The sequence below is a fragment of the Pseudomonas sp. PSB18 genome (genome assembly GCF_014596565.1).
Taxonomy (GTDB): domain Bacteria; phylum Pseudomonadota; class Gammaproteobacteria; order Pseudomonadales; family Pseudomonadaceae; genus Aquipseudomonas.
In genome coordinates this window covers 376,421-393,619 of record NZ_NOIN01000002.1, presented here as the reverse complement: position 1 = coordinate 393,619, position 17,199 = coordinate 376,421, and the positions used below count along the sequence as shown (strand labels likewise).

Annotated in this window: 18 protein-coding genes and 2 pseudogenes; 13 read left to right on the top strand and 7 right to left on the bottom strand. The window is 61.5% G+C overall.

The window, feature by feature from the left end; genetic code table 11:
- Positions 1-7 precede the first annotated feature (7 nt).
- Positions 8-178 (bottom strand): LPS translocon maturation chaperone LptM, encoded by a 171-nt coding sequence (gene lptM / locus CGA22_RS05915; protein WP_041024539.1) that lies wholly within the window; start codon positions 176-178, stop codon positions 8-10.
- Between the two features lie 226 nt (positions 179-404).
- On the opposite strand from lptM, the gene cyaY reads away from it, so the two are divergent.
- The 3 genes from cyaY to rnk all read left to right on the top strand — a co-directional run bounded on the left by cyaY (position 405) and on the right by rnk (position 1,638).
- Positions 405-737 carry an iron donor protein CyaY gene (gene cyaY, locus CGA22_RS05910; RefSeq protein WP_041024538.1) on the top strand — a complete coding sequence of 111 codons (333 nt, stop codon included), beginning with the start codon at positions 405-407 and terminating at the stop codon, positions 735-737.
- A gap of 4 nt (positions 738-741) precedes the next feature.
- Entirely contained in the window at positions 742-960 is a 219-nt protein-coding gene (locus CGA22_RS05905; RefSeq protein WP_041024537.1) for a DUF1289 domain-containing protein, read from the top strand.
- A 267-nt stretch (positions 961-1,227) separates the two neighbouring features.
- Positions 1,228-1,638, top strand: a complete 411-nt coding sequence (gene rnk, locus CGA22_RS05900) for a nucleoside diphosphate kinase regulator (RefSeq protein ID WP_041022653.1) — start codon at positions 1,228-1,230, stop codon at positions 1,636-1,638.
- 5 nt (positions 1,639-1,643) lie between these two features.
- Here the strand turns inward: rnk and CGA22_RS05895 are convergent, their stop codons facing one another.
- The 3 genes from CGA22_RS05895 to CGA22_RS05885 all read right to left on the bottom strand — a co-directional run bounded on the left by CGA22_RS05895 (position 1,644) and on the right by CGA22_RS05885 (position 5,426).
- Positions 1,644-4,487, bottom strand: a complete 2,844-nt coding sequence (locus tag CGA22_RS05895; protein ID WP_041022652.1) for a class I adenylate cyclase — start codon at positions 4,485-4,487, stop codon at positions 1,644-1,646.
- A 175-nt stretch (positions 4,488-4,662) separates the two neighbouring features.
- Positions 4,663-4,908, bottom strand: coding sequence for a TIGR02647 family protein (locus tag CGA22_RS05890; protein WP_041022651.1), 246 nt, complete (start codon positions 4,906-4,908; stop codon positions 4,663-4,665).
- A 233-nt stretch (positions 4,909-5,141) separates the two neighbouring features.
- Positions 5,142-5,426: a hypothetical protein gene (locus tag CGA22_RS05885; RefSeq protein WP_041022650.1), complete on the bottom strand. Its 285-nt coding sequence runs from the start codon at positions 5,424-5,426 to the stop codon at positions 5,142-5,144.
- 124 nt (positions 5,427-5,550) lie between these two features.
- On the opposite strand from CGA22_RS05885, the gene CGA22_RS05880 reads away from it, so the two are divergent.
- Positions 5,551-6,210, top strand: a complete 660-nt coding sequence (locus tag CGA22_RS05880) for a glutathione S-transferase family protein (protein ID WP_041022649.1) — start codon at positions 5,551-5,553, stop codon at positions 6,208-6,210.
- A gap of 129 nt (positions 6,211-6,339) precedes the next feature.
- Here the strand turns inward: CGA22_RS05880 and argH are convergent, their stop codons facing one another.
- The gene (gene argH, locus CGA22_RS05875; protein WP_041022648.1) at positions 6,340-7,734 is read right to left on the bottom strand and encodes an argininosuccinate lyase; all 1,395 of its coding nucleotides are present in this window, start codon (positions 7,732-7,734) and stop codon (positions 6,340-6,342) included.
- 315 nt (positions 7,735-8,049) lie between these two features.
- Between argH and CGA22_RS27095 the strand changes: the two are divergent.
- The 8 genes and pseudogenes from CGA22_RS27095 to CGA22_RS05845 all read left to right on the top strand — a co-directional run.
- Positions 8,050-8,199: pseudogene (locus CGA22_RS27095) on the top strand (sensor histidine kinase); the annotation flags it as partial.
- Complete coding sequence (locus tag CGA22_RS05870; protein ID WP_041022647.1) at positions 8,196-8,942, top strand: LytR/AlgR family response regulator transcription factor; 747 nt, start codon at positions 8,196-8,198, stop codon at positions 8,940-8,942. The pseudogene CGA22_RS27095 and the gene CGA22_RS05870, both read left to right, overlap by 4 nt.
- Before the next feature lie 169 nt (positions 8,943-9,111).
- The gene (gene hemC / locus CGA22_RS05865) at positions 9,112-10,053 is read left to right on the top strand and encodes a hydroxymethylbilane synthase (protein WP_041022646.1); all 942 of its coding nucleotides are present in this window, start codon (positions 9,112-9,114) and stop codon (positions 10,051-10,053) included.
- Positions 10,053-10,796 (top strand): annotated as a pseudogene (locus CGA22_RS27090) (uroporphyrinogen-III synthase); the annotation flags it as partial. The gene hemC and the pseudogene CGA22_RS27090, both read left to right, overlap by 1 nt.
- 36 nt (positions 10,797-10,832) lie before the next feature.
- Complete coding sequence (locus tag CGA22_RS27085) at positions 10,833-11,963, top strand: uroporphyrinogen-III C-methyltransferase (RefSeq protein WP_041022658.1); 1,131 nt, start codon at positions 10,833-10,835, stop codon at positions 11,961-11,963.
- Positions 11,960-13,207 carry a heme biosynthesis protein HemY gene (locus CGA22_RS05855; protein WP_041022645.1) on the top strand — a complete coding sequence of 416 codons (1,248 nt, stop codon included), beginning with the start codon at positions 11,960-11,962 and terminating at the stop codon, positions 13,205-13,207. Before CGA22_RS27085 ends, CGA22_RS05855 begins: the two co-directional genes overlap by 4 nt.
- Before the next feature lie 241 nt (positions 13,208-13,448).
- The gene (locus CGA22_RS05850) at positions 13,449-13,979 is read left to right on the top strand and encodes a disulfide bond formation protein B (RefSeq protein ID WP_041022644.1); all 531 of its coding nucleotides are present in this window, start codon (positions 13,449-13,451) and stop codon (positions 13,977-13,979) included.
- 175 nt (positions 13,980-14,154) lie between these two features.
- Entirely contained in the window at positions 14,155-14,613 is a 459-nt protein-coding gene (locus CGA22_RS05845) for an Rsd/AlgQ family anti-sigma factor (protein WP_041022643.1), read from the top strand.
- Between the two features lie 58 nt (positions 14,614-14,671).
- Here CGA22_RS05845 and CGA22_RS05840 read toward each other — a convergent pair whose 3' ends face one another.
- Positions 14,672-15,337, bottom strand: a complete 666-nt coding sequence (locus CGA22_RS05840; RefSeq protein WP_041022642.1) for an FKBP-type peptidyl-prolyl cis-trans isomerase — start codon at positions 15,335-15,337, stop codon at positions 14,672-14,674.
- A gap of 191 nt (positions 15,338-15,528) precedes the next feature.
- On the opposite strand from CGA22_RS05840, the gene CGA22_RS05835 reads away from it, so the two are divergent.
- Complete coding sequence (locus tag CGA22_RS05835; protein ID WP_188258505.1) at positions 15,529-16,704, top strand: AlgP family protein; 1,176 nt, start codon at positions 15,529-15,531, stop codon at positions 16,702-16,704.
- On the opposite strand, the gene CGA22_RS05830 is transcribed toward CGA22_RS05835, so the two are convergent.
- Positions 16,701-17,165 carry a TIGR02444 family protein gene (locus CGA22_RS05830; RefSeq protein WP_041022640.1) on the bottom strand — a complete coding sequence of 155 codons (465 nt, stop codon included), beginning with the start codon at positions 17,163-17,165 and terminating at the stop codon, positions 16,701-16,703. The genes CGA22_RS05835 and CGA22_RS05830 overlap by 4 nt on opposite strands.
- Positions 17,166-17,199: the final 34 nt, after the last annotated feature.

The window sequence follows — 17,199 nt, the reverse complement described above, 5'->3', positions numbered from 1 at the left end:
CGTTCCCTTAGTAGGTGGTGTGGGTGTCGTGCGAGTGGGACTTGGATTGCGACGACTTGGCCTGCTCTTCAGGGGACTTGCTGTCATCAGGCAGGTACAGCGGACCTTTTTGACCACAGGCTGTCACAAGGCAGGCAACCGCGACGAGCGCAGCAAGGGAAGAGATCAGGCGCTTCATGGCGAAATCCTTGAAAATGCGTTAATTGCGCCGGAGTATACCGGCCACCCGGCGGCTTGCCTATGCAACGGGGCTCCCGTCCGGCGGGGCTGGTGGCCTGTGTGGTCAGTTCCCGGGACATTTCGCGGCCCTCGGAAGTGGTTGTCGGTATATCCTTTGCAATCGTCGGGAAGCGCCCGTATCTTGCGGCGCTTGAGCATGAGCAGACATTTTCGAGGTTGTCGCAATGAGTTTGACTGAAGCCCGTTTTCACGATCTGGTCGATACCGCCCAGCAAATGCTGGAGGATATCTTCGATGAGAGCGAACTGGACATTGATCTGGAAAGCTCCGCCGGCGTGCTCACCGTCAAGTTCGAAAACGGCAGCCAGTTGATCTTCAGTCGCCAGGAGCCGCTGCGGCAGTTGTGGCTGGCGGCGGTGTCCGGTGGCTTCCACTTCGACTACGACGAGGAAAGCGAGCGCTGGATGTGCGACAAGAGCGAGGAGCAGTTGGGCGAAATGCTTGAGCGTATCGTCAAGCAGCAGGCCGGTGTGGAACTCGAGTTCGAAGGCCTGTGACAGCGTGAGCCAGACCGCCCCGGCGCGGCCCCCCAAGCCGCTCTACAGCAACGTCAGCCCTGCCGTGCCGTCGCCGTGTACCAGCGTGTGCAAGCTGGACGAGCAGAAGGTCTGCCTCGGCTGTTTCCGCCATGTGGAGGATATCCGTGAATGGCGCTCGGCCGATGACGAGCGGCGGCGGGAGATCCGGGCTGAGGCTCTCAAGCGCCAGAATCGAAAGTGAATGCATACACGTGGGAGCGAGCCTGCTCGCGATGGCGGCGTGTCAGTCACATCAATGCTGATTGATCGGACGCCATCGCGAGCAGGCTCGCTCCCACAGGAACTGTCTGGACCTGGCAATCGTGTATCTGTCTGGCCCGGGTTGTATATTTTTTGAGCTGTGATAGTGTCCGGCTACGCCTCGACTCACCGAGGCCTGTGAAAAACCCCGTCTTCCTGTGGCGGGGTTTTGCTTTTTTCGTGCAGAAGAAAGGAGTCTGCCTGGATCATGACCGCACCTTCCATCACTCTTACCCGCCTGGACGTACAGCGTCTGGAGCGCCTGATCGACAGTCTCGACGAAACGCTGCCGGGCGTGATTGCGTTGCAAACCGAACTGGACCGCGCCGAGACCCTGGTGAGCCACGAAGAAGTGCCCGCCGATGTCGTGACCATGAACGCGCGGGTGCATTGCCGCGAGGAAGGCATCGGCAAGGACTATCACCTGACCCTGGTTTATCCACAGGACGCGAATGCCGACGAAGGCAAGGTCTCGATCCTGGCGCCAGTGGGCAGCGCCTTGCTGGGGCTGAAGGTCGGCCAGCACATCGATTGGCCGGCACCGGGCGGCAAGACGTTGAAGCTGACGTTGCTGGCGGTGGAATACCAGCCCGAAGCGGGCGGCGACTTCCACCTCTGAGGGCTTCAGACCAGGGCCAGCGCTTCGTTCAGGGCGCGCTCCAGATCGGCCTTGTAGCGCAGGTACAGATTGCTTGAGCAAGCGCTATCACCCACCAGGCCCGAGAGGTCCAGGTCGGTGATGTAGCAGCGATAGCGTTCGGCCTCGCGGCGCTGCCCGACGATCTCGCTGGCGACCACACGGAACAGTTGGTCGCCATGCTCCAGTTCCGAAAACTCCTGTTGATTGCAATACAGGGTGACGTGTACCTGCCCATGGGTCGCCTTGCCGATGATGGCCTGCACGTCATAGAACGGCTTGTTCTCGGGTGTCTGCGGCGCCGGGCGCATGTCGATTCGGCGTGCGCGTCCGTTACCCGAGGGCAGGAGCTGGTAGTACAGGGTTTCCAGGCTCGACGGCGGATCGGTGTCCATCGACAGCAAGGCGTCCCGACGGTACAGCACCGATTGCAGGAAGCGCTGCAGCGGCACCAGCAGGCTGTGCTCGTCGTGATAAGGCAGGCGCTGTTGCCACAGGGCATTGAGTTCATCGAGCACATACAGCTCGGCGTCGTCCTCATTGACCCGGTAGAACACCTGGATGCATTCCGGCTGGCCCATGGGCAGGATCAGCGCCAGGTCGTGGTCTTCCAAGGCCATCGGGTCCAGGTGCAGCGGGCTGTAGCCGCTCAGCTCTTCGCCCAGGTAGTCCAGCAGCGCCGACAGGCTGCCCAGCGCCACGTGCCTGACCTGGCCAGGGACCAGCTCCAACACGTGATAATACTGCTGCACTTGCAGCAAGTAGCGGTGATTGAGTCTGCTCAGCAGCAGGGTCTGGGCCGTTCTGATGACTTCTTCGACCCTCCGCGCAATGAACTGCGCCCGGTTGTGGCAGAAACAGCGCACCTGCAAGCGCGGCGGGTGCTGCGTGGCGGGCAGATCGTTGAGGTAGTCGCGCAGGCAATCGAGCAACGCGTGCTCGCCGTCAAAACGGTTGACCAGCACTTCATTCCAGCTGTTGAGCGTGACCTGGTCGAGGGTCAGCACCAGGTTTTCCCGGACCCCTGAGTAGCTCAGGGAGTCGGTGCGCTCGGTGGTCATCAGGATGTTCAGGTCGCGGTGATGCTTGAGTGGGTCGACGCCGACGTTCACCAGGATCAGCACTTCACTGGGGACGCTGGCGTGCAGCAGCTGTTCTTCCTCGACCGTGACCAGGGGCAGGGCGATGGCTTGTTGCAGGCTGCCCAGCAGGTTGAATAGCTCGAACTCACTCAAGTCGCTGTCGCCTGGGTGCAGCGCCAAGTGCGTGCTGCTGTCGATCACGCCGTTGCGATGGCACCAGGTCAGCAGCTCCAGCAGTTCGCGGCTGCGCTTGATCGGTGCGAAGTTCTCCCACTCCAGGGCGTTGAGGCTGCCGTTGTAGAGCCCCCACTGATTCTGCCCAGGCTCTTTTTTGTTGGGTGACTGGACCAGCGTCAGGGTGTCCTCGGCCAGGTCCGGGGCGATGCCGGGATTGATGAACTCGACCTTGTCGGCTTTGCGTTCGAAGGCTGCATACAGGCGTCGGCCAAGGACGTTGAGGTCGCGCTTGTTGATCAGGCTGACGGTTTTTTCGGTACGGGCGAACTGGGTCAGGAAGCGGTAGCTGTAGGTCAGTTCGTTGACCAGCGCGCGACGTTCGTTGCTGACCTGGCGCACTTTCCACTGGCTGCGGCTGTCCAGCAGCGCCAGTTGGCGCGGGTCCCAGCCCCATTCCCCGGCCAGGCGTTCGAGCAGCCTGCGCTGCCAGCCGCTGCTGCGGCCTTGGCCGGTGAGCTTGCGATTGACCTTCAGGTACAGCGCGCGTCGGATCAGCTCCAGGCGCTCGGGTTCGCCGCGAGCGTTGAGGTACTCCTCGATGCGGCGATAGACCAGCATGTACGGGTCCAGCTCCTCCAGATCCAGGCGATTGGCGAACACGGCTTGCTTGAAGCGCAAGCTCAGGCACCGGACATTGGGGTGTTCGCTGGCGTAGACCTCGGTCAGCAGGAGTTTGAGCACGGACTTGTAGGGCGACTCGATGCCTTTGAACAATTGCCAGAGCCCGGCGCCAATGAACTCCCCCGGCGGGATGTAGGCCAGGTGCCCGAGGTCCAGGGTTTCATCGGCGCGGATGAAGCGCTTGGAAAGCAACGTATGGGTGTACGCCTCATAGTTGTCTTCCTCATAGACCGGCACCAGCCACCAGATCGGTGTACGCCCGGCCAACCAGATCGCAGTGCGATAGAACTCGTCCAGCAGCAGGTAGTGCTGAGTCGTGCCGCAATCGTCGGAACTGAGTTGATTGTCCCGTTCACCCAGTACGAACCGGGCCGGATCGATCAGGAAGAAATGGGCTTCGGCGCCCTGGGTCGCGGCCCAGGCTTCGAGCAATTGGCATTTTTTGCGCAGCTCGGCCAGTTCGTCGTCGCTCAGATCCGGCCCATGGCAGACCCACACATCCATGTCGCTCTGGTCCGCCTGGGCGAGCGTGCCCAGGCTGCCCATCAGATACAACCCCTGGATGGGACGCGGCGGGTTGCTGCCATGGCGTGGCTTGTAGGAAAACGAGCGGGTCAGTCGCTGGGCGTCGGCGAGGACGCTGGCGTCGGGCTCGTAGTTTGACAGCCCGGCCGGTGTACTGCCGGAGACGTAGCCTGGCAGCAGCGGATGGTTGACGTGGAAAAACAGCGGAAGCAGCGTCAGCACGCCTTGCTGGCGAGGCGACAGGCCCTCCAGGGCGCGATTCATCCGGACGGTGTTGAGCTTGAGAAAACGTGCGCGCAGCTGGCTGAGGACCTTACGGTCAATTCCCTCGTCCAGATCGGGGCGTATTTCGTGATTGCGGGTCATGTCGGCTCAAACCGGCTCGCGGCGTCGAACGTGGAAATCAGAGGTGATGGCAGTTTAGCGTCCGGGTTGGTGAATTCTTAAGCTGAAAGTAGGGTGTGGACGTCAGATTTTTCACGCAAGGCGCCTGCGCCTGCGGAAATCCGGCGAAGCAGATTTCCGTGGGCGACAGGGGGAGTCAGGCGGCTTCTTGGACGCTGAGTATCGTCAGAACGGTTTGTACATTTTGCGCGGCGTCACGACCCAGGCTGGTCAGGTAACCGCCGTCGGGTTGGGTGATCAGTTCTTTCTCGTACAGGCGTTGGGCAGCGGCAATGGCTTTAGGGGCAGCGGTCTGATGGATTTTCAGGCCTTCCTGGGAACTGTCCAGGTTGAAGAGTGCAAGGATTTCCAGTTCGGCAACCAGCTCAGGGGTAAGCGACATAAGGACTCCAGACTTTCTAGGAATATGGTCGATAGCGTCACTAAGGTGAGCGCACTCGGTCGAGCTGTCCAGTGTCAGAGGCAGGCTTTTTTGTTTTTGTGCGATGGAGCGTTTGTGGGAGCAAAGCTTGCTCGCGATGCAGGCGCCTCGATTCGTGGGCGATCGCATCGCTTTCATCGCGGTCAATCCTTGCTCCCACAGTGTTTGAGGCAGGCCCTCCCGGCGCAGCGGGTTCAGTTCTTTTCCGGTGGCAGCTCAGGTAGCTTGCGCAACGCCTCTTCATACCATTGGGTATTGAACGGGCGGTCTTCATCGAGCATGGCGTCGATCTCGAAGGCCAGCACATGGGCCATGAGGTTCAAGATGTCTTCGCGCTCGTAATTGACCAGGGTCAGTTTGTTGAAGGTGGCCTTGGCTGCTGGCGGGTTACCGCTTTCGATCTGGTTTTCAATGGCTTCGATCAGCGTCGACTCGACGAATTCTTCTTCGTCATTGTCGATGTCGGTTGGCTCGCTCATGGCAGGCTCCTGTGGGAAAGACGCCAGTTTACCTGCATTCAGCGGCGTGATGCGCCTGGCGCGAAACCTCCCGACAGTCTATAACGCAAGGCTGCCCACCCCACACGGACTGGAGGTATTTGCAATGCTCAAGCTTTATGGTTTCTGCGCCAGTAACTACTACAACATGGTCAAGCTGGCATTGCTGGAGAAGGGCGTGCCCTTCGAAGAAGTGCCGTTCTATGGCAAGCAGACCCCGGAAATACTCGCCATCAGCCCACGGGGCAAAGTGCCGGTGCTGAAAACCGACCAGGGCTTCATCAGCGAAACCAGCGTGATCCTCGAGTACATTGAGCAAACCCAACCCGGCAAGGCCCTGCTGCCCGCCGATCCGTTCGAACGTGCCCAGGTCCTGGCCCTGTGCCGGGAGATCGAGCTGTACATCGAGCTGCCTGGGCGCGCTTGCTATGCCGAGACATTCTTCGGCATGACGGTACCGGACGCCATCAAGGAAAAGAGCAGGGCTGAACTGCTGCTGGGGTTCGCCTCGCTGGGTCGGCACGGAAAGTTCTCACCTTATGTCGCGGGCGACAGCTTGAGCATTGCCGACTTGTACTTTCTCTACGGTGTTTCGCCAGCCTTACAGGTAGGCAAGAAGTTGTTCGATATCGACCTGTTCGCAGACATGCCGGCAGCCAAAGCGCTGATGGAACAGTTGGGGGCGAATCCGAATGTGCAGCGGATCGCGGCGGACAGGGAAGCGGGGATGCCAGAGTTTTTGGCGATGATCGCTGCCAAGAAGTGAATTTTATACTGTTCTAGCGATTGCTTTCGCGAGCAGGCTCGCTACCACAATGGATCTTCAGTGAACACAAACTTGTGAACATGTGGAGATCCCCTGTGGGAGCGAGCCTGCTCGCGATGCTTTTAGCTCTTAGCGACTGGCCAGGAGCGCCTGGCCACGTACCACGGCAGCCTTGACCTGCGCCGGCGCTGTGCCGCCTATGTGGTCACGGGCGTTGACCGAGCCTTCCAGGGTCAGTACCGCAAACACGTCCTGCTCGATCTGGTCGCTGAACTGACGCAGTTCGTCCAGGCTCATCTCCGCCAGATCCTTGCCGTTGTCCACGCCATATTTCACGGCATGACCTACGATTTCATGGCAGTCGCGGAATGGCAGGCCACGGCGCACCAGGTAGTCGGCCAGGTCTGTCGCCGTGGAGAAGCCGCGCAGGGCCGCTTCACGCATCACCGCGTGCTTGGGCTTGATGGCCGGGATCATGTCGGCAAAGGCGCGCAGTGAGTCGCGCAGGGTGTCCGCAGCGTCGAACAGCGGCTCCTTGTCTTCCTGGTTGTCCTTGTTGTAGGCCAGCGGTTGGCCTTTCATCAGGGTCAGCAGGCCCATCAGCGCGCCGAACACCCGGCCGCTCTTGCCCCGTACCAGCTCCGGCACGTCGGGGTTTTTCTTTTGCGGCATGATCGAGCTGCCGGTGCAGAAGCGATCCGGCAGATCAATGAACTGGAATTGCGCGCTGGTCCACAGCACCAGCTCTTCGGAGAAGCGCGACAGGTGCATCATCGCGATGCTCGCGGCGGCGCAGAATTCGATGGCGAAATCGCGGTCCGAGACGTTATCCAGCGAGTTGCCGCCCACGGCGTCGAAGCCCAGCAGTTGGGCGGTGTATTCGCGATCGATCGGGTAGGTGGTGCCGGCCAGCGCGGCGCTGCCCAGGGGCATGCGGTTGGTGCGCTTGCGACAGTCAACCAGGCGCTCATAGTCGCGGCTGAGCATTTCGAACCAGGCCAGCATGTGATGCCCAAACGTTACAGGTTGGGCGGTCTGCAAGTGCGTAAAGCCGGGCATGATGCTTTCGGCCTCACGCTCGGCCTGTTCCAGCAGGCCTTTCTGCAAACGGGTGATCTCGGCCAGGATCAGGTCGATTTCATCACGCAGCCACAGGCGGATGTCGGTGGCGACCTGGTCGTTGCGACTGCGGCCGGTGTGCAGTTTCTTGCCGGTCACGCCGATGCGATCGGTCAGGCGAGCTTCGATGTTCATGTGCACGTCTTCCAGATCGACACGCCAGTCGAACTGGCCGGCTTCGATTTCACCCTGGATGGTCTTCAGGCCATCAATGATGCTGTCGCGCTCGGCATCGGTCAGCACGCCGACCTTGGCCAGCATGGTGGCGTGGGCGATCGAGCCCATGATGTCGTGGCGATACAGGCGCTGGTCAAAATTGACGGAGGCGGTGAAGCGGGCGACGAAGGCGTCGACGGGTTCACTGAAGCGGCCGCCCCAGGACTGATTGGTCTTGTCAGTGCTCATGAATTCGCTCGTGATCGGCTGTGGAAAAAGTAGCGGTTAAAGGCTGCGGCGGATGATAGCAGGGTTGCCGGGGCTGGCGCTGGCACTGGTCGGCAGGTTTTTTGCGCACGAGCCGGGCGTTCAGGCAGGTTTTGCGCACAACGATATTTTCCGATTGAGCAATATCGTCTCGGCAACCGTCTACAGTGGACGATAGGAGTTTTGCTTTTCCATCATGGCGCATGGGTCGAATCAACCAGGGGGTGCTCAATATTGATCAGATCGAAAATGAACAATCCCTACGGCAACGCCGTGCGACAACGGGCCTCGAGCATCGGTCGGCAAGCGCTGGTAAAGATAGGCAACCGCCTCGCGGCACTTTTTGGCCCTCGAGCGAGTCTTAGCGTGGATCGCGGTGACGGATGTCACTTCCCCTGTCTACGCTATCCTTGTGCGAGACTCACGCAGGAATCCAGCGCAATATGAATGTCCTGATCGTTGATGACGAACCACTGGCCCGCGAGCGCCTGAGCCGAATGGTTGGCGAACTCGAGGGTTACAGTGTCCTGGAGCCGAGCGCCACCAATGGCGAAGAGGCATTGGCCCTTATCGACAGCCACAAGCCGGACATTGTGCTGCTCGACATTCGCATGCCTGGCCTGGATGGTCTGCAGGTCGCGGCGAAGTTGTGCGAGCGCGAGTCGCCCCCCGCCGTGGTGTTCTGCACCACCCGGGACGACTTCCCGCCCGAGGTATTGCAGGCCGGTGCCGTGGGCTATCTGGTCAAACCGGTGGCATCCGAGGCGTTGGTCGACGCCTTGCGCAAGGCCGAGCGACCCAACCGTGTGCAACTGGCGGCGCTGACCCGTCCGGCAGCGGAAAGTGGCAGCGGCCCGCGCAGCCACATCAGTGCGCGAACCCGCAAGGGCATCGAACTGATCCCGTTGAACCAGGTGGTCTACTTCATTGCCGACCATAAATACGTGACCTTGCGCCATGAGAGTGGCGAGGTGCTGCTGGACGAGCCCCTCAAGGCCCTTGAAGATGAGTTCGGCGAGCGGTTCGTGCGTATCCACCGCAATGCCCTGGTGGCCCGCGAGCGCATCGAGCGTCTGCAGCGCACGCCCCTTGGGCATTTCCAGCTGTTTCTCAAAGGCCTCAATGGCGACGCGCTGATTGTCAGTCGGCGACATGTGGCGGGCGTGCGCAAGATGATGCAGCAGCTTTAGTGGCCTGTGTGGCTAATTCGTGCAGGCCGCAAGCGCAATGCCCAACGGTATTGCACTTTTATTTTCCAGGACATTGACGGCCAGGGAGGCCTTGGGGTCGTGATTCAAGTCAAAGCGGATTTGGCTGAGCTGTTATTATCCGCCGTATCTTTTAAGTACGGATTGATCCATGTCCCCTCGCGAGATCCGCATCGCCACCCGCAAAAGTGCCCTGGCCCTCTGGCAGGCCGAATACGTCAAAGCCCGTCTGGAAGCCGCCCATCCCGGCCTGATCGTGACGCTGGTGCCCATGGTCAGTCGCGGTGACAAGCTGCTGGATTCGCCGCTGTCGAAAATCGGTGGCAAGGGTCTGTTCGTCAAGGAGCTGGAAACCGCGCTGCTGGACAACGAAGCCGACATCGCCGTGCATTCGATGAAAGACGTGCCCATGGACTTCCCCGAAGGCCTGGGCCTGTTTTGCATCTGCGAGCGGGAAGACCCGCGCGATGCGTTCGTTTCCAACGCTTTTGCCAGCCTTGAGGCGTTGCCTGCCGGGAGCGTGGTCGGCACGTCCAGCCTGCGTCGCCAGGCGCAACTGCTGGCCCGGCGTCCTGACCTGCAAATCCGCTTTCTGCGCGGCAACGTCAACACTCGCCTGGCCAAGCTCGACGCTGGCGAGTACGACGCCATCATCCTTGCCGCCGCCGGCCTGATCCGCCTGGGCTTCGAGGATCGCATCACCTCGGCCATCAGCGTCGACGACAGCCTGCCGGCCGGTGGGCAAGGCGCGGTAGGCATCGAATGCCGCAGCGCCGACAGTGAAATTCACGCGCTGCTGGCTCCTCTGCATCACGAAGACACCGCGACCCGGGTTTTCGCCGAGCGCGCCCTCAACAAACACCTCAACGGCGGCTGTCAGGTACCGATTGCCTGCTACGCCGTGCTGGAAGGCGAACAGGTCTGGTTGCGTGGCCTGGTGGGTGATCCGGACGGCGGCACGCTGCTCAGCTCCGAAGCCCGGGCGCCCCGGGGCGATGCCGAAGCGCTGGGGGTGCGGGTCGCTGAAGACCTGCTGAGCCAGGGCGCTGGCGACATCCTCAAGAAGGTCTACGGCGAGGCTGGCCACGCGTGATGGGCTGGCGGTTGCTGCTGACCCGACCGCAGGACGAGGCGTCGGCCCTGGCGGCTGTCCTGGCCGAGGCCGGCGTATTCAGCAGCAGCCTGCCGTTGCTGGATATCCAACCGATCCCCGTGTCCGATTCCGGCCGGGCGATGCTCCAGCGGCTCGACCAGTACTGCGCCGTGATCGTCGTCAGCAAGCCGGCCGCCCGGCTGTGCCTGGAACAACTGCGCGAACATTGGCCCGAGCCCCCGGAGCAACCCTGGTTCAGCGTGGGGGCGGCCACCGGGCAGATCCTGGCCGATGCGGGCCTCACGGTGTTTTATCCGGACGATGGCGACGACAGTGAAGCCTTGCTGGAGCACCCGGCGTTGCGTCAGGCTCTGACCCGGACCAATCCCCAGGTTCTGATCGTGCGTGGCGAGGGTGGCCGTGGCCTGTTGGCAGAGCGCTTGCGCGAGCAAGGTGCTAGGGTCGACTATCTGGAATTGTACCGGCGCGGCCTGCCGGAGTATCGCGAAGGCGAATTGCCGGCGAAGGTCGAAGCGGAACGCTTGAACGCACTGATGGTCAGCAGTGGGCAGAGCTTCGAGCAGCTTCACCGCCTGGCCGGCGCCGCGTGGCCCGATCTGGCGCGGTTGCCGTTGTTTGTTCCAAGCCCCAGGGTTGCCGAGATGGCGCGGGCCGCCGGGGCCCGATCAGTTGTGGATTGTCGTGGCGCCAGTGCCGCGGCTTTGCTGGCGGCGTTACGGGAACAATCCGTGCCGTTTTCTAATGCAAAGGATGGATACGTGAGCGAAACAGCCTTGCCAAAAGATCAAGACCAACCCGTGATCGATGCACCGGTGGAAACGCCGGCTCCGGTGGCGCCGCGTCGCGGTAACGGGTTGGCCATTGTCGCATTGCTGCTGGGGGCCGCTGGCGTGGCCGTTGGCGGCTGGGGTGTCTGGCAGGTGCGTCACCTGCAGGCCAACAACCAGCAACAATCCGCCCAGGTCCAGGCACTGAATGATCAGGCCCAGGACCTCAAGCTCAATGAGCAACGCCTCAGCGAGCGCCTCGCGCAGATGCCGGCGGCCGAAGAGCTGGAGGAGCGACGGCGTCAGGTCGCCCAGTTGCAAGGCGACCAGCAACACCTGAGCCAGCGTCTGGAAACCGTACTCGGTGCCAGCCGCAAGGATTGGCGATTGGCCGAGGCCGAGCATCTGTTGCGCCTTGCCAGCCTGCGTCTTTCCGCCCTGCAAGACATCAGCAGTGCTCAGGCCCTGGTCCAGGGCGCCGACGAAATCCTGCGGGAACAGAACGATCCGGGCTCGTTCGCGGCCCGCGAGCAACTGGCCAAGACTCTCGCGGCGTTGCGCAGCACCGAGCAGCCGGATCGCACCGGCCTGTTCCTGCAGCTGGGAGCCCTGCGTGAGCAAGTGCTGCAACTCACGGAGCTGGCGCCCGAGTACAAGGATCGTGGTGAATCCCTGCTCGGCCTGACGGCCGATGGCGATGGTGCCAGCCGCTGGGCCCAGTGGTGGGATCAGATCTCGCGCTATATCCGCATCGACTTCAATGCCGACGAGAATGTCCGTCCGCTGCTGGCCGGGCAGAGTCTGATGCAGGTGCGCCTGGCCTTGAGCCTGGCGCTGGAGCAGGCGCAGTGGGCGGCCCTCAACGGGCAGGCACCGGTGTATACCCAGGCGTTGGTCGAGGCCCGCGATGTACTGAAGAACAACTTCAACCAGGACAACCCACAGAGCAAAGTCATGCTCGAGCGAGTGGCTGAACTGGCCAGGCAGCCGGTGACGGTGGTCACGCCGGACCTGACCGCCACCCTGAGCAGCGTCCAGGCTTACCTAGAACGCCGCAACCTGAATGCCGAGGAATCGGTCAAGCCGCTGGCCAAGCCTGCTGGGCAGGAGGCTACGCCATGAAGCGTCTCTACGTGATTCTGTTCGTGGTCATCGCTGCCGCCGCCCTGTTGGGCGTGGCGATTTCCGAGCATTCGGGTTACGTGCTGGTGGCGTACAAGAACTTCCGCTACGAAGCCGGTCTGTGGGTCACCCTGGCGTTGGTGGCGGTACTCTGGCTATTGTGGCGGGGAGTGCGTGCCTTGATCGGCCTGGTGACCACCTCCGGCGGCGTGGTCAACCCGTGGTCGCGGCGCAATCGCAGCCGACGCGTGCAAGTGGCGATCGAACACGGTCAACTGGACCTTGCCGAAGGTCGCTGGGCCAGTGCCCAGCGGCATTTGCATCGCGCCGCGGAAGCCGAGCGCCAGCCGTTGCTGTATTACCTCGGCGCAGCCCGTGCGGCCAATGAACAAGGACTTTACGAACAGAGCGACAACCTGCTGGAGCGTGCCCTGGAACGCCAGCCCCAGGCGGAGCTGGCCATTGCGCTGAGCCACGCGCAGTTGCAGATGGACCGGGGCGACACCGATGGCGCCCTGGTCACGCTGCAAGCCATGCATGATCGTCATCCCCATAACGTCCAGGTCCTGCGCCAGATGCAACGGCTGCATCAGCAGCGCGGTGATTGGTCGGCGGTGATTCGCCTGTTGCCGGAACTGCGCAAGGACAAGGTCTTGCCGGCGGCGGAGCTGGCTGAACTGGAGCGTCGGGCCTGGGGGGAAAATCTCTCCCTGGCGGCCCATCGCGAAGAAGACGGCAGCGTCGGTTTGCAGTCGCTCAACCGCGCCTGGCAACAGCTGACTTCCGCGCAGCGCCAGGAACCGGCGCTGGTGTTGGCCTATGCCGAGCAACTGCGACAGCTGGGCGCACAGGGCGAGGCCGAGGAGGTATTGCGGGCCGCGCTCAAGCGTCACTATGACAGCCACTTGGCACGGCTGTACGGGTTGGTTCGCGGCAATGATCCGGCTCGACAGCTGCAAGCAGCCGAAGGCTGGCTCAAGGATCATCCGGCCGATTCCAGCCTGCTGTTGACGTTGGGTCGTCTGTGTCTGCAGAACAGCCTATGGGGCAAGGCGCGGGATTATCTGGAAGGCAGCCTGCGGATCCAGCGCAATCCCGAAGCCTGTGCCGAACTGGCGAGATTACTGGCACAACTGGGCGATGCCGAGCGCAGCAACCAGCTGTTCCAGGAAGGCTTGGGGCTGTTGGATGAGCGCCTGCTCGCTGCGCCGTTGCCGGTTCCGGCCCAGGCACTGTCCAGTTAAGGAATACTGATGAAACCCTGTGGTTCGAGTGGGTTTTGCCAAGAGGACGGTCGCCGATCGCTGCCCGATTCAAGGTCCAAATGACGTATTCGGGAAAGTCCTACAGGGGATTGCGCTGAATCCCCTCGTCTCTGTCGGGAATTCCCTACACCCTTGGTGAAGTGTCTGCGCGGGCCTGCCTTGAAAGGCCCGAGGGCTTTCCTCTACCGTACCTGCTTGTCTCTTCTGTTACGGAACCGCCATGTCTTTGGCTTGCTCTCGCTTCTTGTTTTTCATGGCTTCCGCCGCCGCGGCCCTGGCTTTGGGCATCGCCAGTTATCTGGAGTACGCAGTCGGTCTGACGCCTTGCAGCCTGTGTGTCTTGCAGCGTTTGTGTCTGGTGCTGTTCCTGGTGAACGGTCTCGCGGCCTGCATGCATGGCCCAGGGCGAAAGGGCAGCATCCTCTACGGGATGGCGGGACTGGTTTTCGTATCGGGAGGACTGGCGCTGGCATGGCGTCAGGTTCTATTGCAAAGCCATTCGCCCGATTGCCTGGCTCAAATGAAGGGCGTGGGCTCATGGTGGAGCGCCATGCAGCGTGTCCTCGACGGCGTGGTCGATTGTGCTGGCGTCACCTGGACATTGTTCGACCTGAGCATCCCCGAATGGAGCCTGCTGTTTTTTCTCGCCGTATCCATTGCGATGACCTACCTGCTGCTTCGCCTTGTCTGGAACGCTCTGATCCGACCGCTGGGCGACAAGACGTCGCAATTCGTCCGGGTAGCGGATTAAACACTTGTATGAACTTTGTCGCCTGCGTACCTTGAAGCGGCTGTCGTGCGGGCATAATCTGGCCCGCACGTATCATTGGAATTATGCCGCTCGATCATGTTGTGTCCGGCTTGCCATGAATCATCAAGGTGTATGCAGGCTGCGAGGGGCATGACTCACAAGGGAAGAAATCGCCATGCTCGAAAGTTGTCAGAATGCTCAGGAACGTTGGGGTGGGGTGCATCTGCTGATCGACCGCTGGTTGCAGGAGCGTCACGAACTGGTTCGGGCCTATGATGCTCTCGGTGATAAACCTGAAGCGTTGGGTGAAAGCCGTAAGCCGTTGCAGGAATTCTGCGGTGTGCTGGTGGACTACGTCTCTGCCGGGCATTTCGAGATCTACGAGCAGCTCACCGGCGAGGCCAAGGCCTTCAACGACAAGCGTGGCCTGGAGCTCGCCGAACAGATCTACCCGCGCATCGACGTCATCACCGAAAAACTGCTGGCGTTCAATGACCTGTGTGATGAAGGCAAATGCGTAGCGGAAAAATTCAAGGAACTGGGTGGCCTGCTGCACGAGCGGTTCGAGCTGGAGGACTGTCTGATCGAAGTGCTGCACAACGCCCATAAGGAAGAGGCTGCGGTCCAGGCCTGACGGTTCTGCTGCAAAAAAAAACGGTGCGCACTGCGCACCGTTTTTCGTTGGGGCAATATCAGCTCGTCGCACCCAGCAACTCGATCTCGAACACCAGCGGGGTGAAGGGTGGAATCACATCCCCGGCACCTTCGGCACCGTAGGCCTGGGTCGAAGGAATCACCAGTCGCCATTTCGCGCCTACGGGCATCTGCGGTAACGCGCTGCGCCAGCCATCAATCACGCTGTCGAGACTGAACCACTGCGCCTGGTGGTTGGAGTCGAACACGGTGCCATCGGGCAGTCGACCGGTATACAGCACCTGGACCTTGCCGTGGGGACCGGCTTTCGTGCCATGGCCTGGTTTGAGTTCAGTCAGCAGGATGCCGTCTTCCAACTGTTTTACACCTGGCCGGTTTCTTTCCTCGTTGAGAAATTTCTGCTCCGTCTTCAGTGCCACTTCAATCTGTGGGGGCGTCGATTGCGCAGTCAGTTGTGCCTGATGCTTGGCCAGGATCTGCTCGATGCGTTCATCCTTGAGCGCCAGTGGCTTGCCCAGGTAGGCCTGTTGCAGACCTTCCACCAACGCCTGGATCTGCAGGTCGGGCACGTCCTGGCGCAGGCGTTCACCCAGGCTCGCGCCCAGGCTGTAGGCCAGGTCGTGGGCATCGTTTGCGCTGGTTTTTTCAACGGCCTGGACCATGGAGCAAACCACGCACAGGAGGAAAAACAGGTGACGCGACATGTGTGCTCTCCGGGCTCGAATGGAGGAATTATGCCAGCGCCGATTGCTGTGAAGTGAGATTGCTCCGGCAATGGCGCAGAAGATTTTTTGTCTCTTGCAACGCAACGTCTTGTGTACTGTCAACATGCCCTAGCGGCGGTTGCAGCAGAGGTCTAGTATGAGCCGCACTCACGTCAGTCAGGAGGTAAACCATGTCGGCCCCCAAGAAGCCTGTAAACACTCCGTTGCACTTGCTCCAACAACTCTCGGGCGCCTTGCTCGAGCATTTGGAAAACGCCTGCTCCCAAGCCCTGGCTGATGCTGAAAAACTGCTCGCCAAACTGGAAAAACAACGCGGCAAGGCGCAGGAAAAACTGCACAAGTCGCGCACCAAACTGCAAGACGCAGCCACCGCCGGCAAGGCCAAGGCACAAGCCAAGGCCAAGGACGTCGTGAAAGAACTCGAAGACCTGCTCGATGCGTTGAAGGATCGTCAGTCCGAAACCCGCGCCTACATTCTGCAACTCAAGCGTGATGCCCAGGAGAGCCTGAAGCTGGCCCAGGGTGTGGGTCGCGTGCAAGAGGCGGCCGGCAAGGCGCTGACGCTTCGTGCTGCCAAGCCTGCCGCTGTATCGGCCAAGAAACCGGTAGCTAAACCCGTTGTGGCAAAAGCACCGGCCAAGGCAACTGCCAAGCCTGCCGCGAAAGCACCGGCCAAAGCGGCGAGCAAGCCTGCGGCTAAATCGGTCGCTGCCAGCGCTGCTAAACCAGCGGCTAAAAAACCGGCTGTCAAAGCTGCCGCCAAGCCAGTTGCAAAAACAGCGGCCGCCAAGCCTGCTGCGAAAGCTGCTGTGAAACCGGCCGCCAAAAAAGCCGCCGCCAAACCCGCCGCGGCGAAAACAGCGGCTGCTAAGCCCGCTGCCAAAGCCCCTGCAAAAGCTGTCGCGGCGAAGCCAGCTGCCAAACCAGCGGCGACAAAAACGGCTGCTGCCAAGCCTGCAGCGGCGAAAACCGCTGCCGCCAAACCTGCTGTAGCTGCCAAGCCAGCCGCTGCCAAAGCGCCTGCCAAGGCTGCAGCTAAACCGGCTGCCAAACCGGCTGCGGCCAAATCCGCCGCCAAGCCAGCTGCCGCCAAGCCAGCCGCTGCAAAACCTGCTGCTGCAAAACCGGCAGCGAAACCTGCTGCAGCCAAACCCGCTGCCAAGCCAGCCGCCAAACCCGCTGTGAAAAAGCCAGCCGCTGCAAAACCCGCGACTGCGCCAGCCGCCAAGCCTGCATCGTCGGCCTCGACAGCGACCCCTGCGCCAGCCGCCAGCACTCCGGCTTCGACGGTCAGCCCATCCGCTTCCGTTGCGCCGAGCACCAGCACCCCAACCAGCGCTTCCTAAGTGCTGGAGACCGCGACGCGCAGCTGATGCAGCGCGTCGTGGTTCGCTGGTTCGGCACTCGCCGCCAGCCCTTGCAGCCATCGCGCTGAATCGTTCTGTTGGCCCTCGGGCCAATCTGCAGCCACGGCCTCCAGTCGCTCCAACAAACACCGTTCGGCTTCCAGCTCCAGTTTCTTGACCTGCTCGCGCAAGTGCGTGAGGTCCGGGTCTTGAACGGCATCCGCTTTCCATTGGGTGCGAAGCGTCCGCAGTGGCTGGACCACCTGTTTATCCCAAGGCTCCGCCAGCCGCTGAAGTTGTTGCAGCCTTTGTTCATCGCACGCCACACCGCGCTGTTCCAGCCACAGGCCGCAAAGCAGCAGGCAGACGCTTGCGCCGGCCTCCTGCAATGCCAGGCAGCTCTGCTCCACGCCGGGCCGGGCATAGAGGTCGAGGGAGAAATTCCACAGGTCAGAGGACATCGTGCTACTCGCGCCAGTTGCGAGCGAAGCTGGT

What these genes read in the sequence shown, in the direction of transcription:
- lptM (WP_041024539.1), bottom strand. Translation starts at nt 178, where the DNA reads ATGAAGCGCCTGATCTCTTCCCTTGCTGCGCTCGTCGCGGTTGCCTGC.
- cyaY (WP_041024538.1), top strand. Translation starts at nt 405, where the DNA reads ATGAGTTTGACTGAAGCCCGTTTTCACGATCTGGTCGATACCGCCCAG.
- rnk (WP_041022653.1), top strand. Translation starts at nt 1,228, where the DNA reads ATGACCGCACCTTCCATCACTCTTACCCGCCTGGACGTACAGCGTCTG.
- CGA22_RS05895 (WP_041022652.1), bottom strand. Translation starts at nt 4,487, where the DNA reads ATGACCCGCAATCACGAAATACGCCCCGATCTGGACGAGGGAATTGAC.
- CGA22_RS05890 (WP_041022651.1), bottom strand. Translation starts at nt 4,908, where the DNA reads ATGTCGCTTACCCCTGAGCTGGTTGCCGAACTGGAAATCCTTGCACTC.
- CGA22_RS05885 (WP_041022650.1), bottom strand. Translation starts at nt 5,426, where the DNA reads ATGAGCGAGCCAACCGACATCGACAATGACGAAGAAGAATTCGTCGAG.
- CGA22_RS05880 (WP_041022649.1), top strand. Translation starts at nt 5,551, where the DNA reads ATGCTCAAGCTTTATGGTTTCTGCGCCAGTAACTACTACAACATGGTC.
- argH (WP_041022648.1), bottom strand. Translation starts at nt 7,734, where the DNA reads ATGAGCACTGACAAGACCAATCAGTCCTGGGGCGGCCGCTTCAGTGAA.
- CGA22_RS05870 (WP_041022647.1), top strand. Translation starts at nt 8,196, where the DNA reads ATGAATGTCCTGATCGTTGATGACGAACCACTGGCCCGCGAGCGCCTG.
- hemC (WP_041022646.1), top strand. Translation starts at nt 9,112, where the DNA reads ATGTCCCCTCGCGAGATCCGCATCGCCACCCGCAAAAGTGCCCTGGCC.
- CGA22_RS05855 (WP_041022645.1), top strand. Translation starts at nt 11,960, where the DNA reads ATGAAGCGTCTCTACGTGATTCTGTTCGTGGTCATCGCTGCCGCCGCC.
- CGA22_RS05850 (WP_041022644.1), top strand. Translation starts at nt 13,449, where the DNA reads ATGTCTTTGGCTTGCTCTCGCTTCTTGTTTTTCATGGCTTCCGCCGCC.
- CGA22_RS05845 (WP_041022643.1), top strand. Translation starts at nt 14,155, where the DNA reads ATGCTCGAAAGTTGTCAGAATGCTCAGGAACGTTGGGGTGGGGTGCAT.
- CGA22_RS05840 (WP_041022642.1), bottom strand. Translation starts at nt 15,337, where the DNA reads ATGTCGCGTCACCTGTTTTTCCTCCTGTGCGTGGTTTGCTCCATGGTC.
- CGA22_RS05835 (WP_188258505.1), top strand. Translation starts at nt 15,529, where the DNA reads ATGTCGGCCCCCAAGAAGCCTGTAAACACTCCGTTGCACTTGCTCCAA.
- CGA22_RS05830 (WP_041022640.1), bottom strand. Translation starts at nt 17,165, where the DNA reads ATGTCCTCTGACCTGTGGAATTTCTCCCTCGACCTCTATGCCCGGCCC.